This is a genomic window from Stenotrophomonas sp. YJH_SMC_123 (assembly GCF_059368215.1).
In genome coordinates this window covers 160,289-179,546 of the sequence record NZ_JCAFRM010000005.1, presented here as the reverse complement: position 1 = coordinate 179,546, position 19,258 = coordinate 160,289, and the positions used below count along the sequence as shown (strand labels likewise).

The 19,258-nt window shown below is 68.6% G+C and carries 15 protein-coding genes; 7 read left to right on the top strand and 8 right to left on the bottom strand.

Annotated elements, in window-relative coordinates; genetic code table 11:
- Positions 1-43 precede the first annotated feature (43 nt).
- Both AC5P5W_RS13280 and AC5P5W_RS13275 read right to left on the bottom strand, forming a co-directional pair.
- Positions 44-718, bottom strand: a complete 675-nt coding sequence (locus tag AC5P5W_RS13280; protein WP_014645470.1) for a hypothetical protein — start codon at positions 716-718, stop codon at positions 44-46.
- 40 nt (positions 719-758) lie between these two features.
- A complete protein-coding gene (locus AC5P5W_RS13275; protein ID WP_126411571.1) occupies positions 759-1,277 on the bottom strand; it encodes a hypothetical protein in 519 nt (172 codons plus the stop codon).
- Between the two features lie 212 nt (positions 1,278-1,489).
- Between AC5P5W_RS13275 and AC5P5W_RS13270 the strand changes: the two genes are divergently transcribed.
- The 3 genes from AC5P5W_RS13270 to AC5P5W_RS13260 all read left to right on the top strand — a co-directional run bounded on the left by AC5P5W_RS13270 (position 1,490) and on the right by AC5P5W_RS13260 (position 5,391).
- Complete coding sequence (locus AC5P5W_RS13270; RefSeq protein ID WP_197574821.1) at positions 1,490-3,979, top strand: DEAD/DEAH box helicase; 2,490 nt, start codon at positions 1,490-1,492, stop codon at positions 3,977-3,979.
- Entirely contained in the window at positions 3,976-4,998 is a 1,023-nt protein-coding gene (locus AC5P5W_RS13265) for a ribonuclease H-like domain-containing protein (protein ID WP_197574819.1), read from the top strand. Before AC5P5W_RS13270 ends, AC5P5W_RS13265 begins: the two co-directional genes overlap by 4 nt.
- A gap of 78 nt (positions 4,999-5,076) precedes the next feature.
- Positions 5,077-5,391: an I78 family peptidase inhibitor gene (locus AC5P5W_RS13260; protein WP_049404229.1), complete on the top strand. Its 315-nt coding sequence runs from the start codon at positions 5,077-5,079 to the stop codon at positions 5,389-5,391.
- Positions 5,392-5,457: 66 nt separating this feature from the next.
- Here the strand turns inward: AC5P5W_RS13260 and AC5P5W_RS13255 are convergent, their stop codons facing one another.
- Both AC5P5W_RS13255 and AC5P5W_RS13250 read right to left on the bottom strand, forming a co-directional pair.
- Positions 5,458-7,458: a M56 family metallopeptidase gene (locus tag AC5P5W_RS13255; RefSeq protein ID WP_197574333.1), complete on the bottom strand. Its 2,001-nt coding sequence runs from the start codon at positions 7,456-7,458 to the stop codon at positions 5,458-5,460.
- A gap of 3 nt (positions 7,459-7,461) precedes the next feature.
- Positions 7,462-7,848 (bottom strand): BlaI/MecI/CopY family transcriptional regulator, encoded by a 387-nt coding sequence (locus AC5P5W_RS13250; RefSeq protein WP_142235502.1) that lies wholly within the window; start codon positions 7,846-7,848, stop codon positions 7,462-7,464.
- Positions 7,849-8,039: 191 nt separating this feature from the next.
- Here AC5P5W_RS13250 and AC5P5W_RS13245 point away from each other — a divergent pair, with 191 nt between their 5' ends.
- Complete coding sequence (locus AC5P5W_RS13245; protein WP_197574342.1) at positions 8,040-9,161, top strand: serine hydrolase; 1,122 nt, start codon at positions 8,040-8,042, stop codon at positions 9,159-9,161.
- On the opposite strand, the gene AC5P5W_RS13240 is transcribed toward AC5P5W_RS13245, so the two are convergent.
- From AC5P5W_RS13240 to AC5P5W_RS13230, 3 genes are all read right to left on the bottom strand, one after another.
- On the bottom strand, positions 9,096-9,908 hold the full coding sequence (locus AC5P5W_RS13240) for a hypothetical protein (RefSeq protein ID WP_053495446.1): 813 nt from the start codon (positions 9,906-9,908) through the stop codon (positions 9,096-9,098). The two genes, AC5P5W_RS13245 and AC5P5W_RS13240, sit on opposite strands and share 66 nt — an antisense overlap.
- A 3-nt stretch (positions 9,909-9,911) precedes the next feature.
- Positions 9,912-11,327 carry an XVIPCD domain-containing protein gene (locus AC5P5W_RS13235; protein ID WP_197574334.1) on the bottom strand — a complete coding sequence of 472 codons (1,416 nt, stop codon included), beginning with the start codon at positions 11,325-11,327 and terminating at the stop codon, positions 9,912-9,914.
- Positions 11,328-11,443: 116 nt separating this feature from the next.
- On the bottom strand, positions 11,444-12,550 hold the full coding sequence (locus tag AC5P5W_RS13230) for an SDR family oxidoreductase (protein WP_014645462.1): 1,107 nt from the start codon (positions 12,548-12,550) through the stop codon (positions 11,444-11,446).
- Positions 12,551-12,767: 217 nt separating this feature from the next.
- On the opposite strand from AC5P5W_RS13230, the gene AC5P5W_RS13225 reads away from it, so the two are divergent.
- Positions 12,768-13,076: a hypothetical protein gene (locus AC5P5W_RS13225; RefSeq protein ID WP_197574335.1), complete on the top strand. Its 309-nt coding sequence runs from the start codon at positions 12,768-12,770 to the stop codon at positions 13,074-13,076.
- Here AC5P5W_RS13225 and AC5P5W_RS13220 read toward each other — a convergent pair.
- Positions 13,064-14,122, bottom strand: coding sequence for a DNA topoisomerase IB (locus AC5P5W_RS13220; protein WP_014645460.1), 1,059 nt, complete (start codon positions 14,120-14,122; stop codon positions 13,064-13,066). The genes AC5P5W_RS13225 and AC5P5W_RS13220 overlap by 13 nt on opposite strands.
- Positions 14,123-14,233: 111 nt before the next feature.
- Here AC5P5W_RS13220 and AC5P5W_RS13215 point away from each other — a divergent pair, with 111 nt between their 5' ends.
- Together AC5P5W_RS13215 and gltB are read left to right on the top strand one after the other, a co-directional pair.
- Positions 14,234-14,623, top strand: coding sequence for an I78 family peptidase inhibitor (locus AC5P5W_RS13215; RefSeq protein WP_197574336.1), 390 nt, complete (start codon positions 14,234-14,236; stop codon positions 14,621-14,623).
- A gap of 174 nt (positions 14,624-14,797) precedes the next feature.
- The gene (gene gltB, locus AC5P5W_RS13210; protein ID WP_197574337.1) at positions 14,798-19,252 is read left to right on the top strand and encodes a glutamate synthase large subunit; all 4,455 of its coding nucleotides are present in this window, start codon (positions 14,798-14,800) and stop codon (positions 19,250-19,252) included.
- The last annotated feature ends 6 nt before the right edge of the window (positions 19,253-19,258 follow it).

Sequence of the window (19,258 nt, the reverse complement as noted above, 5' to 3'; positions counted from 1 at the left end):
TTTCGCCCACGACAGGGCTCTGACCCCCTCCGTCATGCGTCCTTCAGCGTTTCCCCGCGCGCCGGTACACGCCGTTGAAGCGCACGTTCATGCCACCGCATTCGCTGTTGTCGGCCACGATCAGCACCTCGCCCAGCGAGTGCACGCGCACCCGGCACGTGTCCTCGACGAACTCGACATCAGCACCACGCGGCGTCGCGCGCGCTTCCACCTGGCCCATGTTCGGGCCATACGGGCGCTGTTCCGGCGTGGGGTTGGCAGAAGGCCAGTAGGCGTCGCCATCCACATGCAGTTGTCCACCCTGCACGGTGATGCGCAGGCCGTTGTCGCCGTCTTTCCAGTGGCCCACCCAGTCCTGCAGCGTTGGCACGGCCACCGGCAACGGCTGCAGCTTGCTGCGGTCCACCCAGCCGGCGCTGCCACCCACCTTGTTCGGGAAGAACGCACAGCGGTAGCGGCCAAGGTCGCGACCGGTCACCACCGTATCGCCGTTGACCACATAGCTGCGCTGGCGGCAGGCCGGTTCGCCCTTGGCAGGGCACCCGTCCATGTCGCCGAGCAGATACAGGCGCGGTGCGTCGACCACCCGCGCCAGCGCGAACCGGCTCTGTTCGGAGGGGAACGCGCCATTGCGGCACGCGCCATCACCGGCGATGCCGGCAGCAAAGGCGGACGCTGGCAGCAATGCAGCCAGCAGGCAGAACGAACGCAGGAACATGGCAGCGCTATCGGTTGAGGAACCGGCAGGATATACCGGCCTACTTCACCGGCGGTGCATCACCGGCATCCTGCTGCTGGGAGAACCGCAGCGCACGCTGCCGCTGTTCGGCACTGAGCTCAGGCGGTGGCCGGGCGATGGCGGACTGGATCTGGTCGGGGCCACCGGTGAGCTTGTTCAGGCCCCGGCCCGCCGCCAGCACGCCCTTGACCACGCCCATCATGATGTAGCCGCCGCCCATGCTGACCTGCTCCGGTGACGGTGGCTCGCTCCAGTCGCGGCTGAAGCGGTTGTCGCCGAACTTCACCGGGTTCTTGAAGCGGTACAGGTCCAGCGGCTCGTCGTCGGGCTTGAGTGCACGCACCTCGCCGAGGGTGGTGACGTTGTCCTGCGGCAGGGCGGTGGAGATCGGCGCGGTGGCTGCTGCCGGGGCATTAGCAGGGGGAACGGGTGCAGGATCGGGCACCGATACCGGCGCGGCCTGCTGCGCCTGCGCGATGCCGGCCAGCAGCATGCCGGCCAGGAGTGCTCCCTGCGTTCCACGTCGTGCCACAGCCATCCGCCCTGTTGGTTGCGTCCTGCGCCCAAGGATACGGATGCCGGCTTCAGATTTCGTTGCTGCACTGGCAGCTGTTCAGCCAGGGGAGATGCGGCGGCGCCACGGGACGCGAGCACTGAACGGTTCACGCCCTCCGTGTGCGATGTCTCACATCCTGAGACGTGGATGTGGTGCCATGTGACCCCTCGCAATCCGTCCCGGCTCCACTTTCCATGGCTTACGAACTCGCCAAGCGCACCGCCGATGCCGAGCAGAAGCTCGCCACCCGCGATGGCCTGCCCGCCCGTGACGGCGCCCTGCTCAGCGCGCGCCTGCAGCGCCGCTACCAGGACCGCATCACCGGCAGCTTTGCCATTCCCGGCCGCGAGGGCCGCTATGCCCCCATTCCCGATGCGGTACCGTCGGCCCTGGCCGCGGCCCTGAAGGCACGCGGCATCGAGCAGCTCTACAGCCACCAGGCCGAGGCCTGGGAGGCCAGCCAGCGTGGTGAGCACGTGGCCATCGTCACCCCCACCGCCAGCGGCAAGTCGCTGTGCTACACCCTGCCCGTGGTCAGCGCGGCGATGCAGGACAAGGCCAAGGCGCTGTACCTGTTCCCGACCAAGGCGCTGGCACAGGACCAGGTGGCCGAGCTGCTGGAACTCAACCGTGCCGGCGATCTGGGCGTCAAGGCCTTCACCTTCGATGGCGATACCCCGGGTGATGCGCGCCAGGCGATCCGCCTGCATGGCGACATCGTGGTGTCCAACCCGGACATGCTGCACCAGGCGATCCTGCCGCATCACACCAAGTGGGCGCAGTTCTTCGAGAACCTGCGCTACATCGTCATCGACGAAGTACACACCTACCGCGGCGTGTTCGGCAGCCACGTCACCAACGTGCTGCGCCGGCTCAAGCGCATCTGCGCGTTCTACGGCGTGCAACCGCAGTTCATCCTGTGCTCGGCCACCATCGGCAATCCGCAGGCGCATGCCGAGGCGTTGATCGAGGCACCGGTCACCGCGATCACCGAATCCGGTGCGCCCAGCGGACCGAAACAGGTACTGCTGTGGAACCCGCCGGTGATCAATCCGGACCTGGGCCTGCGCGCCTCGGCACGCTCGCAGAGCAACCGCATCGCGCGCATCGCGATCAAGTCCGGGCTGAAGACCTTGGTGTTCGCGCAGACCCGGTTGATGGTCGAAGTGCTGACCAAGTACCTGAAGGACATCTTCGACCACGACCCGCGCAAGCCGCCGCGCATCCGCGCCTACCGTGGCGGCTACCTGCCCACCGAGCGCCGCGAGACCGAGCGTGCGATGCGCGCCGGCAACATCGACGGCATCGTCAGCACGTCGGCGCTGGAACTGGGCGTGGATATCGGCAGCCTGGACGTGGTCATTCTCAACGGCTATCCCGGCAGCGTGGCCGCCACCTGGCAGCGCTTCGGCCGCGCCGGTCGCCGCCAGCAGCCGGCGCTGGGGGTGATGGTGGCCAGCTCGCAGCCGCTGGACCAGTACGTGGTGCGGCATCCGGACTTCTTCGCCGAGGCCTCGCCCGAACATGCACGCATTGCACCTGACCAGCCGCTGATCCTGTTCGACCACATCCGCTGCGCAGCCTTCGAACTGCCGTTCCGGGTTGGCGATGGCTTCGGCCCGATCGATCCGGAAGTGTTCCTGGAAGCGCTGGCCGAAACCGAAGTCATCCACCGCGAAGGCGAGCGCTGGGAATGGATCGCCGACAGCTATCCGGCCAACGCGGTGAGCCTGCGCGCGGTGGCCGACGGCAACTTCGTGGTGGTCGACCGCAGCGACGGCCGCCAGCAGATCATCGCCGAGGTCGATTATTCCGCCGCCGCACTCACCCTGTACGAAGGCGCCATCCACATGGTGCAGTCCACGCCCTACCAGGTGGAGACGCTGGACTGGGACGGCCGCAAGGCCTATGTCACCCGCACGCATGTGGATTACTACACCGACAGCATCGACTTCACCAAGCTCAAGGTGCTGGACCGTTTCGACGGTGGCGTGGCCGGCCGTGGCGATTCGCACCATGGCGAAGTGCACGTGGTGCGTCGCGTGGCCGGCTACAAGAAGATCCGCTATTACACCCACGAGAACATCGGCTATGGGCCGGTGAACCTGCCCGACCAGGAACTGCACACCACTGCGGTGTGGTGGCAGCTGCCGCAGGCGCTGCTGCTGCGCGCGTTCGCCAGCAAGCAGGATGCGCTGGATGGCTTCCTTGGCGCCGCGTATGCCCTGCACATCGTCGCCACCGTGGCGGTGATGGCCGATGCGCGCGATCTGCAGAAGTCAGTCGGCAACGGCGATGGTGCCTGGTTCGCGATCGCCGACCAGAGCGGCCGTGGCCAGCTGCGCGGCAGCGAAGGCGACCCTGGCGCGGTGGAGCTGCTGCAGGAGTTCGTGCCGACCGTTTATCTGTACGACAACTTTCCTGGCGGCGTTGGCCTGAGCGAGCCGCTGTGGCAGCGCCAGGCCGAGCTGGTGCAGCGCGCGCGCGAACTGGTGCAGCGTTGCGACTGCAAGGCCGGTTGCCCGGCCTGTGTCGGCCCGGTGCTGGCTGCACAGGAGGAAGATGAAACCTCGCCGCGCGCGCTGGCGCTGCGCGTGCTCGACCTGTTCGACGCGGAAGCCTGCCAGCACGTGCGCGACGTGGTGGTGACCACGCGCGAGCCGATGGAGCTGCTGGCACCGTGAGCCTGAGCCTGGAAAAGCTGCGCCTGCTGCGGAAGCAGGCCGGCGACCCGAAAGCAGTCACGCCGGTGGCACCCGAGCCGCCCCCCCCGGCGCCGGCCCCGGTAGCCGCCAACGATGCACAGCAGCCACCGGCAGAGCGCTCGGTGTTCGCCTGGGTCGAACAGGAAATCCGCCACAAGCCGACCGGCGCTGCCGCGCCTGTGACGGCCGCCGCACCGTTGCGTCGACCGGAAGTGGGCAGCCTGCACCGCCTGCTCGGCCTGCGCTCGCGTGGTGGAGCCGCACCGGCACGCGCCAGTGCCCAGGATCGCCAGCTCCCCGGCGAGGAAATCGCGCCGGGACTGTTCCTGATCGAGTCGCTGCAGCCGCAACCGATTCCCGCAGAACCGCTTTCCCTGGCTTTCGCCAGGCGCGAGCACGAGCACGTCGCCGCGCGCGACCTGCTGTTCTTCGATACCGAGACCACCGGCCTGGCCGGCGGCACTGGCACCCGCGCCTTCATGATCGGCGCCGCCGACTGGCACGTGTGCCCGCAGCGTGGCGAAGGCCTGCGCATCCGCCAGTTGCTGATGTCGACGATGGCCGCCGAGGACGCGATGCTGGCCACCTTCGCCCGCTGGCTGCAGCCGTCCACCGTGTTCTGCAGCTACAACGGGCGCAGCTACGATGCGCCGCTGCTGAAGACGCGCTACCGGCTGGCCCGCCAGCGTTGCCCGATCAGCGCGCTGGATCACGTCGACCTGCTCTACCCGACCCGCCGCCGCTATCGCGGCACGTGGGAGAACTGCAAGCTGTCCACCATTGAGCGCCAGCTGCTGCGCGTGGTGCGCGAGGATGACCTGCCTGGCTCCGAAGCCCCGGGCGCATGGCTGCGTTTCCTGCGCGGCGGCGATGCGGTGAACCTGCGTCGGGTGGCCGACCACAACCATCAGGACGTGGTCACCCTGGCCCTGCTGCTGCAGCGACTGGTGCGCGAGGAGCAGCGCGAGCGCGAAACACTGGCGCTGGTCGGGCAGTAATGGCCAAGGGCCGCGTTGACATGCCCTGACGGTGGCAGCGGTGACACTGCCGCCACCATCCACGCCTGGAGTCCGACGATGCGCCTCAATCCGCTTGCCCTGCTCGCCATCCTGCCGCTGGCCGCCTGCAGCCACGCCGGCAGCAGCACCACCCACGATGCCGCACCGGCACCGGTGGCCGATGCCGCCCACGAATGCAGGCCGGAAGCGCTGGAAGCCTTCACCGGCAAGACCGCCGACGAGGCCACCATCAAGAAACTGGTCGCCGATAGCGGTGCCCGCAACGCGCGCGTGGTCAAGCCGGGCATGGAGGTAACCATGGACTTCCGCCAGGACCGCGTGACGGTGCAGGTGGACGGTCAGAACCGGATCGAGCGCGCCAGCTGCGGTTGATCAACCCAGTGGGTGCCGGCCACTGGCCGGCACCCCACATTGCCGGCCAGCGGCCGGCACTACCAGTCAGAGTCGCTCGGCCTTGCCGCTGGCCAGTGCGCGTGCGATCACCTGCTGCGCCTGCCGCGACGCCTGCTCATGCACGCGTGCCTGACGCTCACCCAACGCAGCCTGCCGGCTGCCTAGCGCCGCCTGGCGGCTGGCCAGTTCAGACTGCTGGCTGGCCAGGCGCTGCATGCCGCGGGTGTGGGTGGCCCGCGCGGTTTCGTTGTCCACTTCCTGCATCGCACGACGTGCCTCTGCAGCAGCCTCACGTGCAGCCTCACGTGCAATGGCCGCATCGTTGGTCGCGCCCCGCGCCGCCTTCGCCGCTTCTGCCGCCGCTTCGCGGTTGATGTCATGCGCGGCCATCGCGCTGCGCGCAGCCTCGGCAGCGGCCAGTGCCATGCGGCGCGCCTCCTCGCCCTGCAGGCGGCCCATCTCGCCCATCTGCCTGCCGAGTTCGCCCTGCTGGCGACCCAGCGCACTCTGTTGGCGGCCCAGTTCGCTCTGCTGGCGGCCCAGATCCGCCGCGCCGCTGTAGGCACGCTGCAGGCTCTGGATCATCATCGGGTCTCGCACCACGTAGCGCTTGTCGCCCTTGCGGAACCACAGCGCCGGGCCCTTGCCGAGCTGTCTGCGGGCCACCGTCACGTCGTCCATGCCGCCGTTGGCGAAGGTCGAATCGCCATCTACCAGCACGAAGGCCTCCGGCGGCGATTTGCCCAGGTCCAGGCGGCCGTAGGTGGTGATGGAAGTGGTGCGGGAGGTCGTGTGTTCACTGTGCATGCCGGTATCGACATCGACATCCGCATCCACGTCGACCGCCACATCCGCATCGTCCGGACCTGACAACGCCTCGACATCAGCCGGCTCGGCGGGCGGCGCGGGCGCCACCGGCACGGCCGGAACGCGCGCGGACGAAGGCGGTGCGGGCGGCGCTTTCGGAGCCTTCGGCGGCGGCGGCGGCACGACCTTCGGCGCCGCAGGAGGCGCGGGCGGTGCCGGCGGCACCGGCGCTGCGACCAGCCGCATCGGCGCCACGCCCACCACCAGCACCACCGCAGTCAACGCCATCGCCAGGATGCGCGGGCAGGACCGGCGCGACTGCAGCGAGAGCAGGCGGCGCTTGAGGCTGGTGGTATCCGGTGCGGCACTGGCCACGCCCAGATGCGGCTGCGGTGCCACGCCCAGCTGCAGCAGCAGACGGCCATAGGCCTGGCGGCTGGCACCGTGCTGGCCAACCACCGCTGCATCCACCGCTTCCTCGCGCGCCTGTGCATATTCACGCACCGACAGGCGCAGCAGCGGGTGGAAGAAGAACAGGTGCTGGGCCAGTGCAGGCAGCAGGCCCCATTGCAGGTCACGCCGCTGCAGGTGCTGCAGTTCGTGGGTCAGGGCCAGGTCCAGCGCGTCGCCCTGCAGGGCGTTGTCGCCCGCCGGCAGCAGCAGCACCGGGCGGAACGGCCCGACCAGCTGCGGTGCGTCCACCTGCGTGCTCATCCACAACCGCGGCGCAGGACGCACGCCGTGCGCATCGGAGGCCAGCTGCAGGGCCTGCACCAGCGCCTCGTCCTTGCAGGGATAGGCCGCTGCCAGCAGCGCGCGGCAGCGACGCCACTCACCGAAGGTACGCAGGGCCATCAGCAGCACGCCGGACATCCACAGCGTGGCCAGTGCGACGGCCCACCATGCCACCGCCGGCACGTCCGCGGCGGGCATCGGCATTGCGGCCAACAGCTGTGCCGAGGCCTCCGGGGCCAGCGGGTAGACCATGTCGGCGGCCACATCGGTCGCGCTCATCGCCACCGCCTGCGGCGCCGGCAACCAGGCCAGCTGCAACGGCTGGCTCCAGAACAGGCCGAGCACAGCCTGCAGCGAGACCAGCCACCACAGGCGGCAGCGGGTTGCCGCCGACAGCGACGGCAGCGCGCGGCATACGCCATACACCAGGGCCACCAGCAGTACGGTCTGCAGGCTGGTCCAGCCCAGCCGTTCCAACATCGGGATCAGCATCGTGGTGTCCATGGCTCAGCCCTCGTGGCGGCGCGATTGGAGTTGGGCAACCAGCGCTTCCAGTTCGGCCAGCTCGTTGTCGCTGACCTCCTGGCGCTGCGACAGGTAGGCCACGAACGGCGACACCGAGCCCTGCAGGGTGTTGTCGACGAACTGCGCCACCGCGCCCTGCAGCACGCTCTGCGGGCCACGCGTGGCCTGGTAGCGGTAGACACCGTCCTGCTGCTGGCGCTGAAGATACCCCTTCGCCCGCAGTCGCTCCATCATCGTCAGCACGGTGGAGCGGGCCAGCCCACGGGCCTCCCCGTAGCCACTGGCGACCTCGCCGACGGTGGCCGGCGCATGTTCATCGATGTACTGCAGCAGGGCCAGCTCCTGGTCCCCGATCGTCTTGCCACGCATGACACCACTCCCTTGACTACACGTGTCGCCACTGTCTGCGTGACGACAACTGTAGTCAACCCCCCGGAAGTCATGGGCCGACGAACGGTAGGCACCACCGAGCGCCTAAACCTTTGACCCGCCCGCTGCATCCGATCTGCAACGCCCCGCTGGAATTCCACATGTCCCGCCCAATGCTCCGTGCCCTGCTCATGCTCATCAGTGCACTGCCCTTCGCCGCCGTTGCTGCCAGCCAGGACCACGCCAACGACCAGACCCGCCGCCTGATCCGCCAGATCATGCTGGAGCAGCGCATCCCCGGATTGCAGGTCGCGGTGGTCAAGGACGGGCAGATCGTGCTGTCCGAGGCCTACGGTCTGGCCAATGTCGAGAACGGTGTGCGTGCCTCGCGCGACACCCGCTTCCCGCTCAACTCGGCCACCAAGGCATTCACCGGCGTGGCGGCTGCGCAGCTGGCGCAGGAGGGACGACTGGATCTGGACGCGCCGGCCTCGCGTTACCTGGATGATCTTCCACCTGCGTGGAAAGACGTACGCGTGCGCCAGTTGCTCGCGCATACCTCAGGCCTTCCGGACATCCTTGATGCGAACGGACTGCTTGGCGGTGGTTCCGAGGCACAGGCATGGGCGGCAGTCACCGCGCGCCCTGTCGAAGCGGCCCCCGGGCAGCGTTTTGCCTACAACCAGACCAACTACGTGCTGCTGGCCAGGATCATCGCGCAGCTATCCGGCATACCCTACGAGCGCTTCCTGGCCACCGGCCAGTTCAGCAGTGCACGCATGGCGCGCACCACCTTCGGCGACAGCTATGACCTGATTCCGGATGTGGCGACGATGTACAGCCTGGCCCCGCGTGCCACCGATGCTGTGGATGCACCGTCCCGCCTGTCGCACTGGTTCTACGACATACCGCCTTCGCTCTGGGCCGGTGGCGGCATCCTCACCACCGCCGACGACACCGCGCGCTGGCTCGTCGCACTGACCGAAGGCCGTTTGCTGCCGGAGACGGCACTGCGGCGGATGTGGAGCGCAGAGCGCCTCGCTGATGGCCGCGCCGGCCCGTGGGCGGGTGGCTGGGCGGTACTGCGCGCATCGCCCGACCTTCAGGTGGCCGGTATCGGCGGTGCGCGCTCGGCCTTCGTGGTCTATCCCGAGCGCGGCGTGGCGGTCGTGTTGCTGACCAATCTTGTCGGTGCCAATCCGCAGCAGTTCATTCCGCGCATTGCCGACTTCTATGTGCGCGATGCCTCAACGCCCCGTCACGAACGGGTCGGCCTTGCACGGCAGCAACGGGCTGTCATCGCAGGGCCATAGCGCGGCGGGAACGGACCTGGCCACTTCGAAGTGATCCTGGTTCCAGTGCAGGAAACCGCCGTGGATGGCATTGCCATGGTCGAAGCTGCGTGCATCGGCGGCCAGTGGCTGTTCGGGGTCGGCTTCGGCCACCCAGCGCAGTACTGGCACTTTGTCCAGCACGCCGATGAAGGCGAACAGATCGCCCGCGCCCTTTTCCTGGTAGGCCGTCATGGTCGCCGCATCGGGCAATCCGGCCTGCGCCAGGATGGATGCGGTGACATCCTGCAGCGGTGCGGCTCCCTGTGCGATGTAGGCGCGCATGCCCGTGGTGGTTGCCGGGCAGCCCTGCAGCTGCACCAGATAGCCGGTGGTACCACCACTGCCGGAGAACGACCGCATCCAATAGCGGAAACGCGGCCCGCTGCGATCAGTAACCATCAAATCCTGCTGGCCATCCTGCGCGGGAATGGAGAGCACCTGCACCTTGCTGGCGCTCTCCACGTTGCACTTCAACTGCGCCAGCACCTGCCTGGCAGGTTCGGGCAGCGTAGCGTAGCGGCCGCCGGGATGGCCGCTGCCGGAAGCCTTCGGCAATGCGGGCAGTCCGCGATCCGTGGGAAGGGTCTGCGCAGGCAGGGCCTCCGGTTTCGCGGCCGAGCTGGCAGTGGGCGCCACCGGCGCGACGCGCTCTCCAGCGGGCGCGCAGGCACTGCAGGCCAGCAGCAGCATCAATGGAACGCTCGGCGTCAACTGCGATCGGATCATCGATCAACGCCCTCCCATCGCCGGCGCGTCCTGCTGCTGTGCCGGCGCGGGCGCAGGTGCAGCCTGTTCGCGCGATTGCTGCTGCAGCTGGCGCAGGCTGGATTCCACCGCGGTCTCGCGCACCTCGGCCGCATTGACCCCTGCGCGCAGCGCCGCAGGATCGCCCGGGCTGCCCTGCACCAGGAACAGTGTCTCGCCAGCCGCACGGCCGGCGCTGGGATTGCTGGCCACGATCTGGTCGACCCGGGTGATGCCCGCGGCCTTCGCTTCGCGCAGCATCACCAGGCTGTAGTCCTCGGCATGCTCGGCGTAGCGTCCGCCCAGGGCCTGCAGGCGCGTACTGATCTGCTGCTGCAGGGCATGATCGCGATGCTGCGGCTGACGGGGGTCCTCGTTGGCCGCGAGCGGCACGTCCTGCCCCAATTCGCGCGTCTGGCCGGGTGCAACCGAGGTCAGCACGTACTGCCAGCGGTTCTGCCCAGGCGTGCCGCGCACCGTCGACACGAAGTCGTCATACTCGCCGCCACCGATGGTCTGGCAACCGGCCGAATCGGTGTTGGAACGGCTGCCACGATGGATCTTGAAGGTGTCGTTGAGGTCCTGCACGCCCTGGGTATCACGCGCATCGAACCAGCCATCGCCATTGCTGTCGCGCTCCACCCGTCCGGCGCCCGCAGTGATCGCGTCCTGCGAAGGACGCAGCGCGAACTCATCGGGATGCCCATTGCGCGGATGGGTGGTCACGCGCATCTCGATGGTGCCCTCGCCCAGGCGCCCCAGATCCTTGACCCGGTCGCCGTTGACGTCCTCGCCCTCGGTCTTGGTACGCGGCGCCACATTGCCAAAGCCCGGGCTGCGCGGCGCGGTCTTGGCATGGCCGTCGTACTGGGCGGTCGGCTCGGTCGTGGCCTGGTTGAACTCGCGCACGTGGCCGCGGCCCTGCGCATCCTTCCACAGCACCACGATGCGATCATCGTAGACGCCACGTCCGCGCGCCTCGGTCGTGCGGTTCTCATCGCGCAACCCCAGCACCACGCGGTCCTGGGTTGCCATTGCATCGTTCGCTGCGATGTTGCCGCGCTGGGCCACGATGCTGCCATAAACGTCGTACTGCTGGGCCTGGCTCAATCCCGCTGTCTCGGCAGCATCGGGCATCCGCGGCGGGCGCGTCGCCTCGCCCAAGCGATCCAGCATCGGATTCACCGTAGCTGCATCCGCTGCGGCCACGCCCCCGTTCCGGCGCAAGCCCTCAAGCTCGGCGGCCGCACGCGCCGAGATATAGCGATCCAGCGATTCCTGCACCACTGCGCTCTGGCCGTCGTGCAGGGCCTGGAGGCGGGTGGCGGCAGCACGCGCATCGTTCCGCCACAGCAGGGCGACGACCTCGTTGGCTGCGGCATTGATATCCATTTCGGGCATGGTCGGTCCTTGAACATGGTCGGTACAGGATCAGCCTACCCCAATCGCACGGTGTGGGGCCTTTGACAGGCCGCACACCTTCGCTGCCGCCGGATCCAGGCGGGAACCGACACGACTCAGCCGCGCGGCCCACCCATCACCGGCAGGATCGCCCCGCTGATGTAGCTTGCACAGACCGGCGAGGCCAGGAACACATACGCCGGTGACAGCTCTTCAGGCTGTGCAGGCCGGCCCATGTCGCTGTCCTTTCCGAACTCGGCGACATCCCCGGCCTGCTTGTCGGCCGGGTTCAGCGGCGTCCATACCGGCCCCGGCGCCACGCAGTTGACCCGGATGCCGCGCGGCAGCAGCTGGCTGGCCAGGGCCTTGGTGAACGCATGGATCGCGCCCTTGGTGGCCGAGTAGTCGATCAGCGCCTTGCTGCCGAAGAGTCCGGTTTCCGAGCCGGTGTTGATGATGCTGGCGCCCTCGCCCAGATGCGGCAGTACCGCACGCGCCATCTGGATGTAGCCGCCGATGTTGGTCTGCAGCGTCTCCTGCAGGTGCGCGTCTTCCAGATCCTCCAGCCGCTCGCAGTGCAGCTGGAACGCGGCGTTGTTGACCAGGATGTCGATGCCACCGAAGGCCTTGGCCACCTGCTTGACCGCCTTGTTGCAGAAGCGCGGGTCGCGCACGTCACCGGCGATCACCACACAGCGGCCACCTTCGCGCTCCACGTGCTGGCGGGTGATGTCGGCATCTTCGGCCTCGTCCAGGTGCAGGACCGCCACATCGGCGCCTTCGCGTGCGAACAGCACGGCCACAGCACGGCCGATGCCGGAATCACCGCCAGTGACGATCGCCCGCATGCCCTGCAGCTTGCCGCTGCCGGTGTAGTCCGGCGCGAGGAAGCGCGGCGCCAGCTCCAGTTCGTGTTCGTGCCCCGGCTTTGCCAGCTGCTGGGCCGGCATGGCCTCCGGCTGGCGGCGTGCGCCGGCCTGGGTCGCGGTCTTTTTCGTGGCCTTCTTGGCCGCGCGGGCGTCCTTGGCCTTTTCCTGATCCTGCAGGCGCCGCTGCCGGGCGGCAACGCGGGCGGCGCGGGGATCACCAGCCGCCGCCTTGCGGGTTGCGGTCTTCACCACCCGCGGGCGAGCGGGGTCGGCAGCGGTCTGGGTCGCGGTGCTGCCTTTGCGCACCTTGGGTGAGGCTTTGCGGCGGGCGGGGGTCTTTCGGGTGGTGGCCATGCAGGTCTCCTCGGGGGGGAATGGGATCGGCGGCCAGCGGCCGGCACTACCGGGCGCATGCGCCGCAGTACCGGGGGCGGCATCCGCCGCGACTGCAGTGTCTCCACCCAGGCTGTTGGCGGGGGTGAGCGCACCGTGTCCACGATGTGCACGGTGTTCATTCCGCCACCACGTGCGCCGTCGCACGCTGCACGCAACCACACCAAGGAACCCTTCCATGAAGCATGCCATCGCCACCGCCGCCGTCTGTCTCGCCCTCGCCGCCTGCAGCAGCACGCCGGTGGCCCAGGTGCAGTCGATCGACGGCGTGATTTCCGGCCAGTGCCACAGCGACAGGGTGCGTGGTGCGCTCGGCCTGGCCGCCTCCGCCGCAACCGTCGAGCGCGCGCGCGTGGACAGCGACAGCCTGCACGTGCAGGTGCTGCGCCATGACGGCCCGCGCGTGCCGCCGGCACACGAAGGCGGTGACCGCCTGACCATCGAGAAGGGCCGCACCAACAACATCACCGCGATCTATTGCGGCTGACGCCTGCGGCTGAGCCGGCGCGCCCTGCGCAGCACGCGCAGGGTGGCCTGTTCCCACTGGCGCGGCCCACGCAGGCCGGCCAGTTCCGCCAGTTCGCCGCGCTCCCAGCCGGCGAACACGCAGGGGTCGATGTAGGCCTTGCGGCACACCGCAGGCGTATTGCCCAACTGGGTCGCCACCTTGCACACCACCTCACGCTGTACCTTGGCCAGCGCACGCTGGCTGGCCGGTTCGGGCAACTCGGTGGCCGCGAACGCTTGCACCGCGGCCAGGGTGCCGCCCCAGGTGCGGAAATCCTTGGCGGTGAATTCCTCGCCCATCACCTCGCGCAGGTAATCGTTGACCGCACCGGAGTCGACCGGCTGGATGGCACCGTCGTCGTCGCGATACTGGAACAACGCCTGGCCCGGCAACTGCTGCACGCCGCGCACCAGCGTGCCCAGCCGGCGGTCACCTACCGTCACTTCGTGCAGCTGCCCGGATTTGCCGCGGAAGCGCATCCGTACGCGCCCGCCGCGCAGCAGGTCGAGGTGCCGGTTGCGCAGCGTGGTCAGGCCAAAGGATCTGTTTTCCTTGGCATAGGACTCATTGCCTACCCGCACCAGGGTGTCGGCCAGCAGCGCGACCACGACCGCCAGCACCTTTTCGCGGGGGAAGCCGCTGTGCTTGAGATCGCGGCTGAGCCGGCGCCGCAGCGCGGGCAGTGCTTCACCAAAGGCGATCACCCGGTCGAACTTGCCGGCGTCGCGCACTGCGGCCCAATCGGCGTGGTAGCGATACTGCTTGCGCCCGCGGGCATCGCGGCCGGTGGCCTGCAGATGGCCATTGGCGTGGGCGCAGATCCATACGGCGGTATAGGCCGGTGGAATCGCCAGCGCGCGGATGCGCTGCAGGGTGGCGGCATCGCGCACCGCGTGGCCATCGGCATCGCGGTAGCTGAAGCCCTTGCCGGCGCGGCGCCGGCTGATGCCCGGCTGGGTGTCATCGACATAGCGCAGGCCCGCAGCGCGCGCGGCCTGTCGTTCGGGGGTAGAGGGGGTCGGCATGCGCGCAGTGTCGCTGCCGCGCTGCCGCGATCCTGTCGATAACACAAGACAAACACGTGAGGATCGGTTCGCCGCTATGCTCGGGCTTTCACAATCCCTTCCGGAGTCATGATGTCGTTCCCGATTCGCGCCCGTTCGCTCTCCGCCCTGCTGCTGCCGGCCGCGCTGGCCCTGACCGCCTGCCAGGCACCGGCGCTGGATGAACAGGATTCGGCCACGGCCCATGCCCAGCAGGCTGCCGAAGCCGCCAAGGCACCGGCCGACGAAGCCGGCAAGGCCACCGAGGCACCGCCGGTCGGCACCTGCGATGCCAGCCAGGTGCAGAGCCTGGTCGGCCAGGCCTACGCCGACGCGCTGGGCAAGCAGGCGCAGGAAGATGCCGGTGCCCACCAGCTGCGCGTCATGAAGCCCAACGACGTGGCCACGATGGAATTCCTCGGCGACCGCCTGAACATCGAAGTGGACGACAAGGGCCTGGTCAGCGGCGTGCGCTGCGGCTGAGGGCGACCCCGCGCCGGCACGGGGTTGCCGGCGCGTTCTGTTGCACCTGCAACCGTGTATTGCGGCGCTGCAGCAACCTGTGATCTAGTCGAGGCATCCGGTGGCCTCACGATGCGCTCCAGGGAATGAGCGGGGACGAGTGTCGCCGCCAACCCTATACGCATCGAGGTAGAGATGGCCCCCCGCAACCGCCAAGGGCTTTACGACCCGCGCTCCGAGCGCGATGCCTGTGGATTTGGCATGGTCGCCCAGCTCGACGATCAACCTTCGCGCCTGTTGGTTGATACCGCCATCGCCGCGCTTTCGCGCATGACCCACCGTGGCGGCGTCGCCGCCGATGGCCTGACCGGCGATGGCTGTGGCCTGCTGCTGCGCCGCCCCGATGCATTCCTGAAACTGCTGGCCAGCGAAGCCGGCATCACCACCGGCGCGCGCTTCGCTGCCGGCCTGGTGTTCCTGCCGCACGACACCGAGGCCGCCGACGCCTGCCGTACCCAGCTGCAGGCGCAGGTGGAAGCGGTCGGCTGCAAGGTCGCCGGCTGGCGCGAGGTACCCACCGATGACAGCGTCTGCGGCCAGCTGGCGCGCGATACCCTGCCGCGCATCGAACAGGTGTTCGTCGATGCCGGTGTCGGCCAGGACGATGCCGGCTTCGCGCTGGCGCTGTTCCTGGCCCGTCGCCGCAGCGAGCAGCAGCTGCGCGATCACGCTGATTTCTACGTCACCACCCTCACCCCCGATGCGATCAGCTACAAGGGCATGGTGCTGCCGGACAAGCTCAGCCGCTTCTATCCCGACCTGCAGCGGCGCGAACTGGCCTCCAGCGCGATCGTGTTCCACCAGCGCTTCTCGACCAACACGCTGCCGCGCTGGCCGCTTGCCCACCCGTTCCGGATGCTCGCCCACAATGGCGAGATCAACACCATCGAAGGCAACCGCCGCTGGGCCCAGGCGCGCAGCAAGGTGTGGAAGACGCCGCGCTTCGACATCGCCGAATTCGACCCGGTGATCTCCATGCACGGCTCGGACTCGCAGAGCCTGGACAACATGCTGGAACTGATGGTCGCCGGTGGCATGGAGCTGATCCAGGCGCTGCGCATCCTGGTGCCGCCGGCCACCCAGTCGCTGGAGTTCAAGGACCCGGACCTGGCCGCGTTCTACGAGTTCCACGGCCTGAACAGCGAGCCGTGGGATGGCCCGGCCGGCATCGTTGCCTGCGACAGCCGCTACGCCGTCTGCACCCTCGACCGCAACGGCCTGCGCCCGGCACGCTGGATGCTGACCGCCGACCGCCACTTCCTGGTTGCCTCTGAAGCGGGCGTGTGGGAAGTGCCCACCGAGCGGGTGGTGCGCAAGGGCAAGCTCGGCCCCGGCGAAATGATCGCGATCGACCTCAAGCGCGGCGACCTGCTCGACTCCGATGCGGTCGACCGCATCAACCGCGGCCGCGCGCCCTACAAGCAGTGGCTGCAGCAGGGCGTGACCTACCTGCAGACCGAACTGATCGACCCGTCGCTGGTGGAAGAGCCGTTCGACGAAGCCACCCTGCGCAGCTACCACAAGCTGTACCAGCTCAGCAGCGAGGAAGTGGAGCAGGTGCTGCGGCCGCTGGCCGAGACCGAGCAGGAAGCCACCGGCTCGATGGGCGACGACACGCCGATGGCGGTGCTGAGCCAGCGCAGCCGCCCGCTGTACGACTATTTCCGCCAGGCCTTCGCGCAGGTCACCAACCCGCCGATCGATCCGCTGCGCGAAGACTGCGCGATGTCCCTGTCCACCCAGCTCGGCAAGGAGACCAACATCTTCCATGCCGGTCCGGAGACGGTGAACCACGTCATCCTCAATTCGCCGGTGCTCAGCCAGCGCAAGCTGCGCCAGCTGCTGAAGATGGAGCAGTACGTGCAGGCCAACCGTCTGCTCGACCTGTCCTACAGCGAAGACGAGGGCCTGCGTGCCGGCATCGAGCGCATCTGCGCCGAGGCCGAACAGGCCGCGCGCGAAGGCATGGTGATGCTGCTGCTGTCCGACCGCTACCCGGTGGCCGGGCGGCCGATGGTGCATGCCCTGCTCGCCACCAGCGCCATCCACCACCACCTCTCGCGGCTGGGCCTGCGCTGCGACGTGAATCTCATCGTCGAGACCGGCACCGCGCGCGACCCGCACCACATGGCCTGCCTGCTCGGCTTCGGCGCCACGGCGGTGTATCCGTACCTGGCCTACCAGACCCTGTTCGACCTGGGCCGCCGCGGCATCCTCAAGCTCAGCAAGGGCGGTGAGCAGTCGCAGATCGGCCGCCGCTACCGCAAGGGCGTCTACAAGGGGCTGTCGAAGATCATCTCGAAGATGGGCATCTGTACCGTGGCCAGCTACCGCGGCGCGCAGCTGTTCGAGATCATCGGCCTGGAACCGGAGGTCGTCGATCTGTGCTTCCCGGATACCGCTTCGCGCATCGGTGGCGCGGGTTTCGCGCGCCTGGATGCCGACGCGCGCGAGCTGTGCGCGCAGGCGTGGGACGCGCAGCAGGACGTGGATGTCGGCGGCCTGCTGAAGTACGTGCACGGCGGCGAGTACCACATGTACAACCCGGACGTGGTCACCACCCTGCAGCGCGCGGCGCGCAGCGGCGATCCGCGTGCCTGGCAGCAGTACTGCGATGCGGTGCATGCGCGCCCGCCCTCGGCACTGCGTGACCTGCTGGAACTGGTCCCTGCCGCCACGCCCGCACCGCTCGATGAAGTGGCCCCGGCCAGCGAACTGTTCCCGCGCTTCGATACCGCGGCGATCAGCCTCGGCGCCCTGTCACCGGAAGCGCATGAAGCGCTGGCGATTGCGATGAATCGCCTGGGTGGCCGCAGCAATTCCGGCGAAGGCGGTGAAGACCCCGCACGCTATGGCACCGCCAGGCGCAGCAAGATCAAGCAGGTGGCCTCCGGGCGCTTCGGCGTGACCGCCGAGTACCTGGTCAATGCCGAGGTGCTGCAGATCAAGGTCGCGCAGGGTGCCAAGCCCGGCGAGGGTGGCCAGCTGCCCGGGCACAAGGTCAACGAACTGATCGCGCGGCTGCGCTATGCGCGCCCGGGCATCGGCCTGATTTCGCCGCCGCCGCATCACGACATCTATTCGATCGAGGACCTGGCGCAGCTGATCTACGACCTCAAGCAGGTCAACCCGACCGCGCTGGTGTCGGTGAAGCTGGTCAGCCATGCCGGCGTCGGAACGATTGCGGCGGGCGTGGTCAAGGCCGGTGCGGACCTGATCACCATCTCCGGCCATGATGGCGGCACCGGTGCCTCGCCGGTCAGTTCGATCCGCTATGCCGGCGTGCCGTGGGAGCTGGGCGTGGCCGAGGCGCACCAGGCGCTGCTCGCCAACGACCTGCGCGGCCGTACCCTGCTGCAGACCGATGGCGGCCTGAAGACCGGGCTGGACGTGGTCAAGGCCGCATTGCTGGGCGCCGACAGTTTCGGCTTCGGCACCGCGCCGATGATCGTGCTGGGCTGCAAGTACCTGCGCATCTGCCACCTCAACAACTGTGCCACCGGCGTGGCCACCCAGGACGAGCGCCTGCGCGAGAACCACTTCACCGGGCAGCCCGAGCGCGTGGAGAACTTCTTCCGGCTGCTGGCCGAGGAAGTGCGTGGCTGGCTGTCCTACCTGGGCGCGCGTTCGCTGGAAGAGATCGTCGGCCGTACCGACCTGCTGCGCCAGATCGAATCCGCGCCGCGCGACGGCGTGCGCGTGGACCTGTCGCGCCTGCTGGCCGACAGCCGCTACGAGGGCAGCCACTGCGCCGCGCAGCGCCTGTACGAATCGCCGGACAGCCTGGCCACGCAGATGGATGGCCTGCTGGCCCCGGCCATCGAGCACAAGCGCGGCGGCGAGCATCGCTTCCTGATCCACAACACCGACCGCAGCATCGGTACCCGCCTGGCGGGTGCGGTGGCACGCGCGCACGGCAACCAGGGCATGGCCGAGGCACCGCTGGAACTGCGCTTCCGTGGCAGCGCCGGGCAGAGCTTCGGCGCCTTCAATGTCGGTGGCCTGCACCTGGAAGTGGAAGGCGAAGCCAACGATTACGTCGGCAAGGGCATGGCTGGCGGCCGGCTGGTGGTGCGGCCGCCGCGTGGCGCGCGCTTCGAGGCGCGCAGCACCGCCATCATCGGCAACACCTGCCTGTACGGCGCCACCGGCGGTGAGCTGTTCGCTGCCGGCCGCGCCGGCGAGCGCTTCGCGGTGCGCAATTCCGGCGCACTGGCCGTGGTCGAAGGTGCCGGTGACCACTGCTGCGAGTACATGACCGATGGCGTGGTGCTGGTGCTGGGCAAGGTCGGGCTGAACTTCGGGGCCGGCTTCACCGGCGGCCTGGCCTACGTACTGGACGTGGACCGTGATTTCGTCGACCGCTACAACCACGAGCTGATCGACATCCATCGCGTGTCCGCCGAAGGCTTCGAGAACTACCGCCAGCACCTGCACCGCCTGATCGGCCGCCATCGCGAACTGACCGGCAGCATCTGGGCACAGCAGATCCTGGACGAGTTCCGCGATTACATCGGCAAGTTCTGGCTGGTCAAACCGAAGGCCGCCAGCATCGAGTCGCTGACTGAAACCCTGCGACGCGCCGCGTGATGTTTT

What these genes read in the sequence shown, in the direction of transcription:
- AC5P5W_RS13275 (WP_126411571.1), bottom strand. Translation starts at nt 1,277, where the DNA reads ATGGCTGTGGCACGACGTGGAACGCAGGGAGCACTCCTGGCCGGCATG.
- AC5P5W_RS13270 (WP_197574821.1), top strand. Translation starts at nt 1,490, where the DNA reads ATGGCTTACGAACTCGCCAAGCGCACCGCCGATGCCGAGCAGAAGCTC.
- AC5P5W_RS13255 (WP_197574333.1), bottom strand. Translation starts at nt 7,458, where the DNA reads ATGGACACCACGATGCTGATCCCGATGTTGGAACGGCTGGGCTGGACC.
- AC5P5W_RS13235 (WP_197574334.1), bottom strand. Translation starts at nt 11,327, where the DNA reads ATGCCCGAAATGGATATCAATGCCGCAGCCAACGAGGTCGTCGCCCTG.
- AC5P5W_RS13240 (WP_053495446.1), bottom strand. Translation starts at nt 9,908, where the DNA reads ATGATCCGATCGCAGTTGACGCCGAGCGTTCCATTGATGCTGCTGCTG.
- AC5P5W_RS13230 (WP_014645462.1), bottom strand. Translation starts at nt 12,550, where the DNA reads ATGGCCACCACCCGAAAGACCCCCGCCCGCCGCAAAGCCTCACCCAAG.
- AC5P5W_RS13250 (WP_142235502.1), bottom strand. Translation starts at nt 7,848, where the DNA reads ATGCGTGGCAAGACGATCGGGGACCAGGAGCTGGCCCTGCTGCAGTAC.
- AC5P5W_RS13260 (WP_049404229.1), top strand. Translation starts at nt 5,077, where the DNA reads ATGCGCCTCAATCCGCTTGCCCTGCTCGCCATCCTGCCGCTGGCCGCC.
- AC5P5W_RS13280 (WP_014645470.1), bottom strand. Translation starts at nt 718, where the DNA reads ATGTTCCTGCGTTCGTTCTGCCTGCTGGCTGCATTGCTGCCAGCGTCC.
- AC5P5W_RS13215 (WP_197574336.1), top strand. Translation starts at nt 14,234, where the DNA reads ATGTCGTTCCCGATTCGCGCCCGTTCGCTCTCCGCCCTGCTGCTGCCG.
- AC5P5W_RS13220 (WP_014645460.1), bottom strand. Translation starts at nt 14,122, where the DNA reads ATGCCGACCCCCTCTACCCCCGAACGACAGGCCGCGCGCGCTGCGGGC.
- AC5P5W_RS13225 (WP_197574335.1), top strand. Translation starts at nt 12,768, where the DNA reads ATGAAGCATGCCATCGCCACCGCCGCCGTCTGTCTCGCCCTCGCCGCC.
- AC5P5W_RS13245 (WP_197574342.1), top strand. Translation starts at nt 8,040, where the DNA reads ATGCTCATCAGTGCACTGCCCTTCGCCGCCGTTGCTGCCAGCCAGGAC.
- gltB (WP_197574337.1), top strand. Translation starts at nt 14,798, where the DNA reads ATGGCCCCCCGCAACCGCCAAGGGCTTTACGACCCGCGCTCCGAGCGC.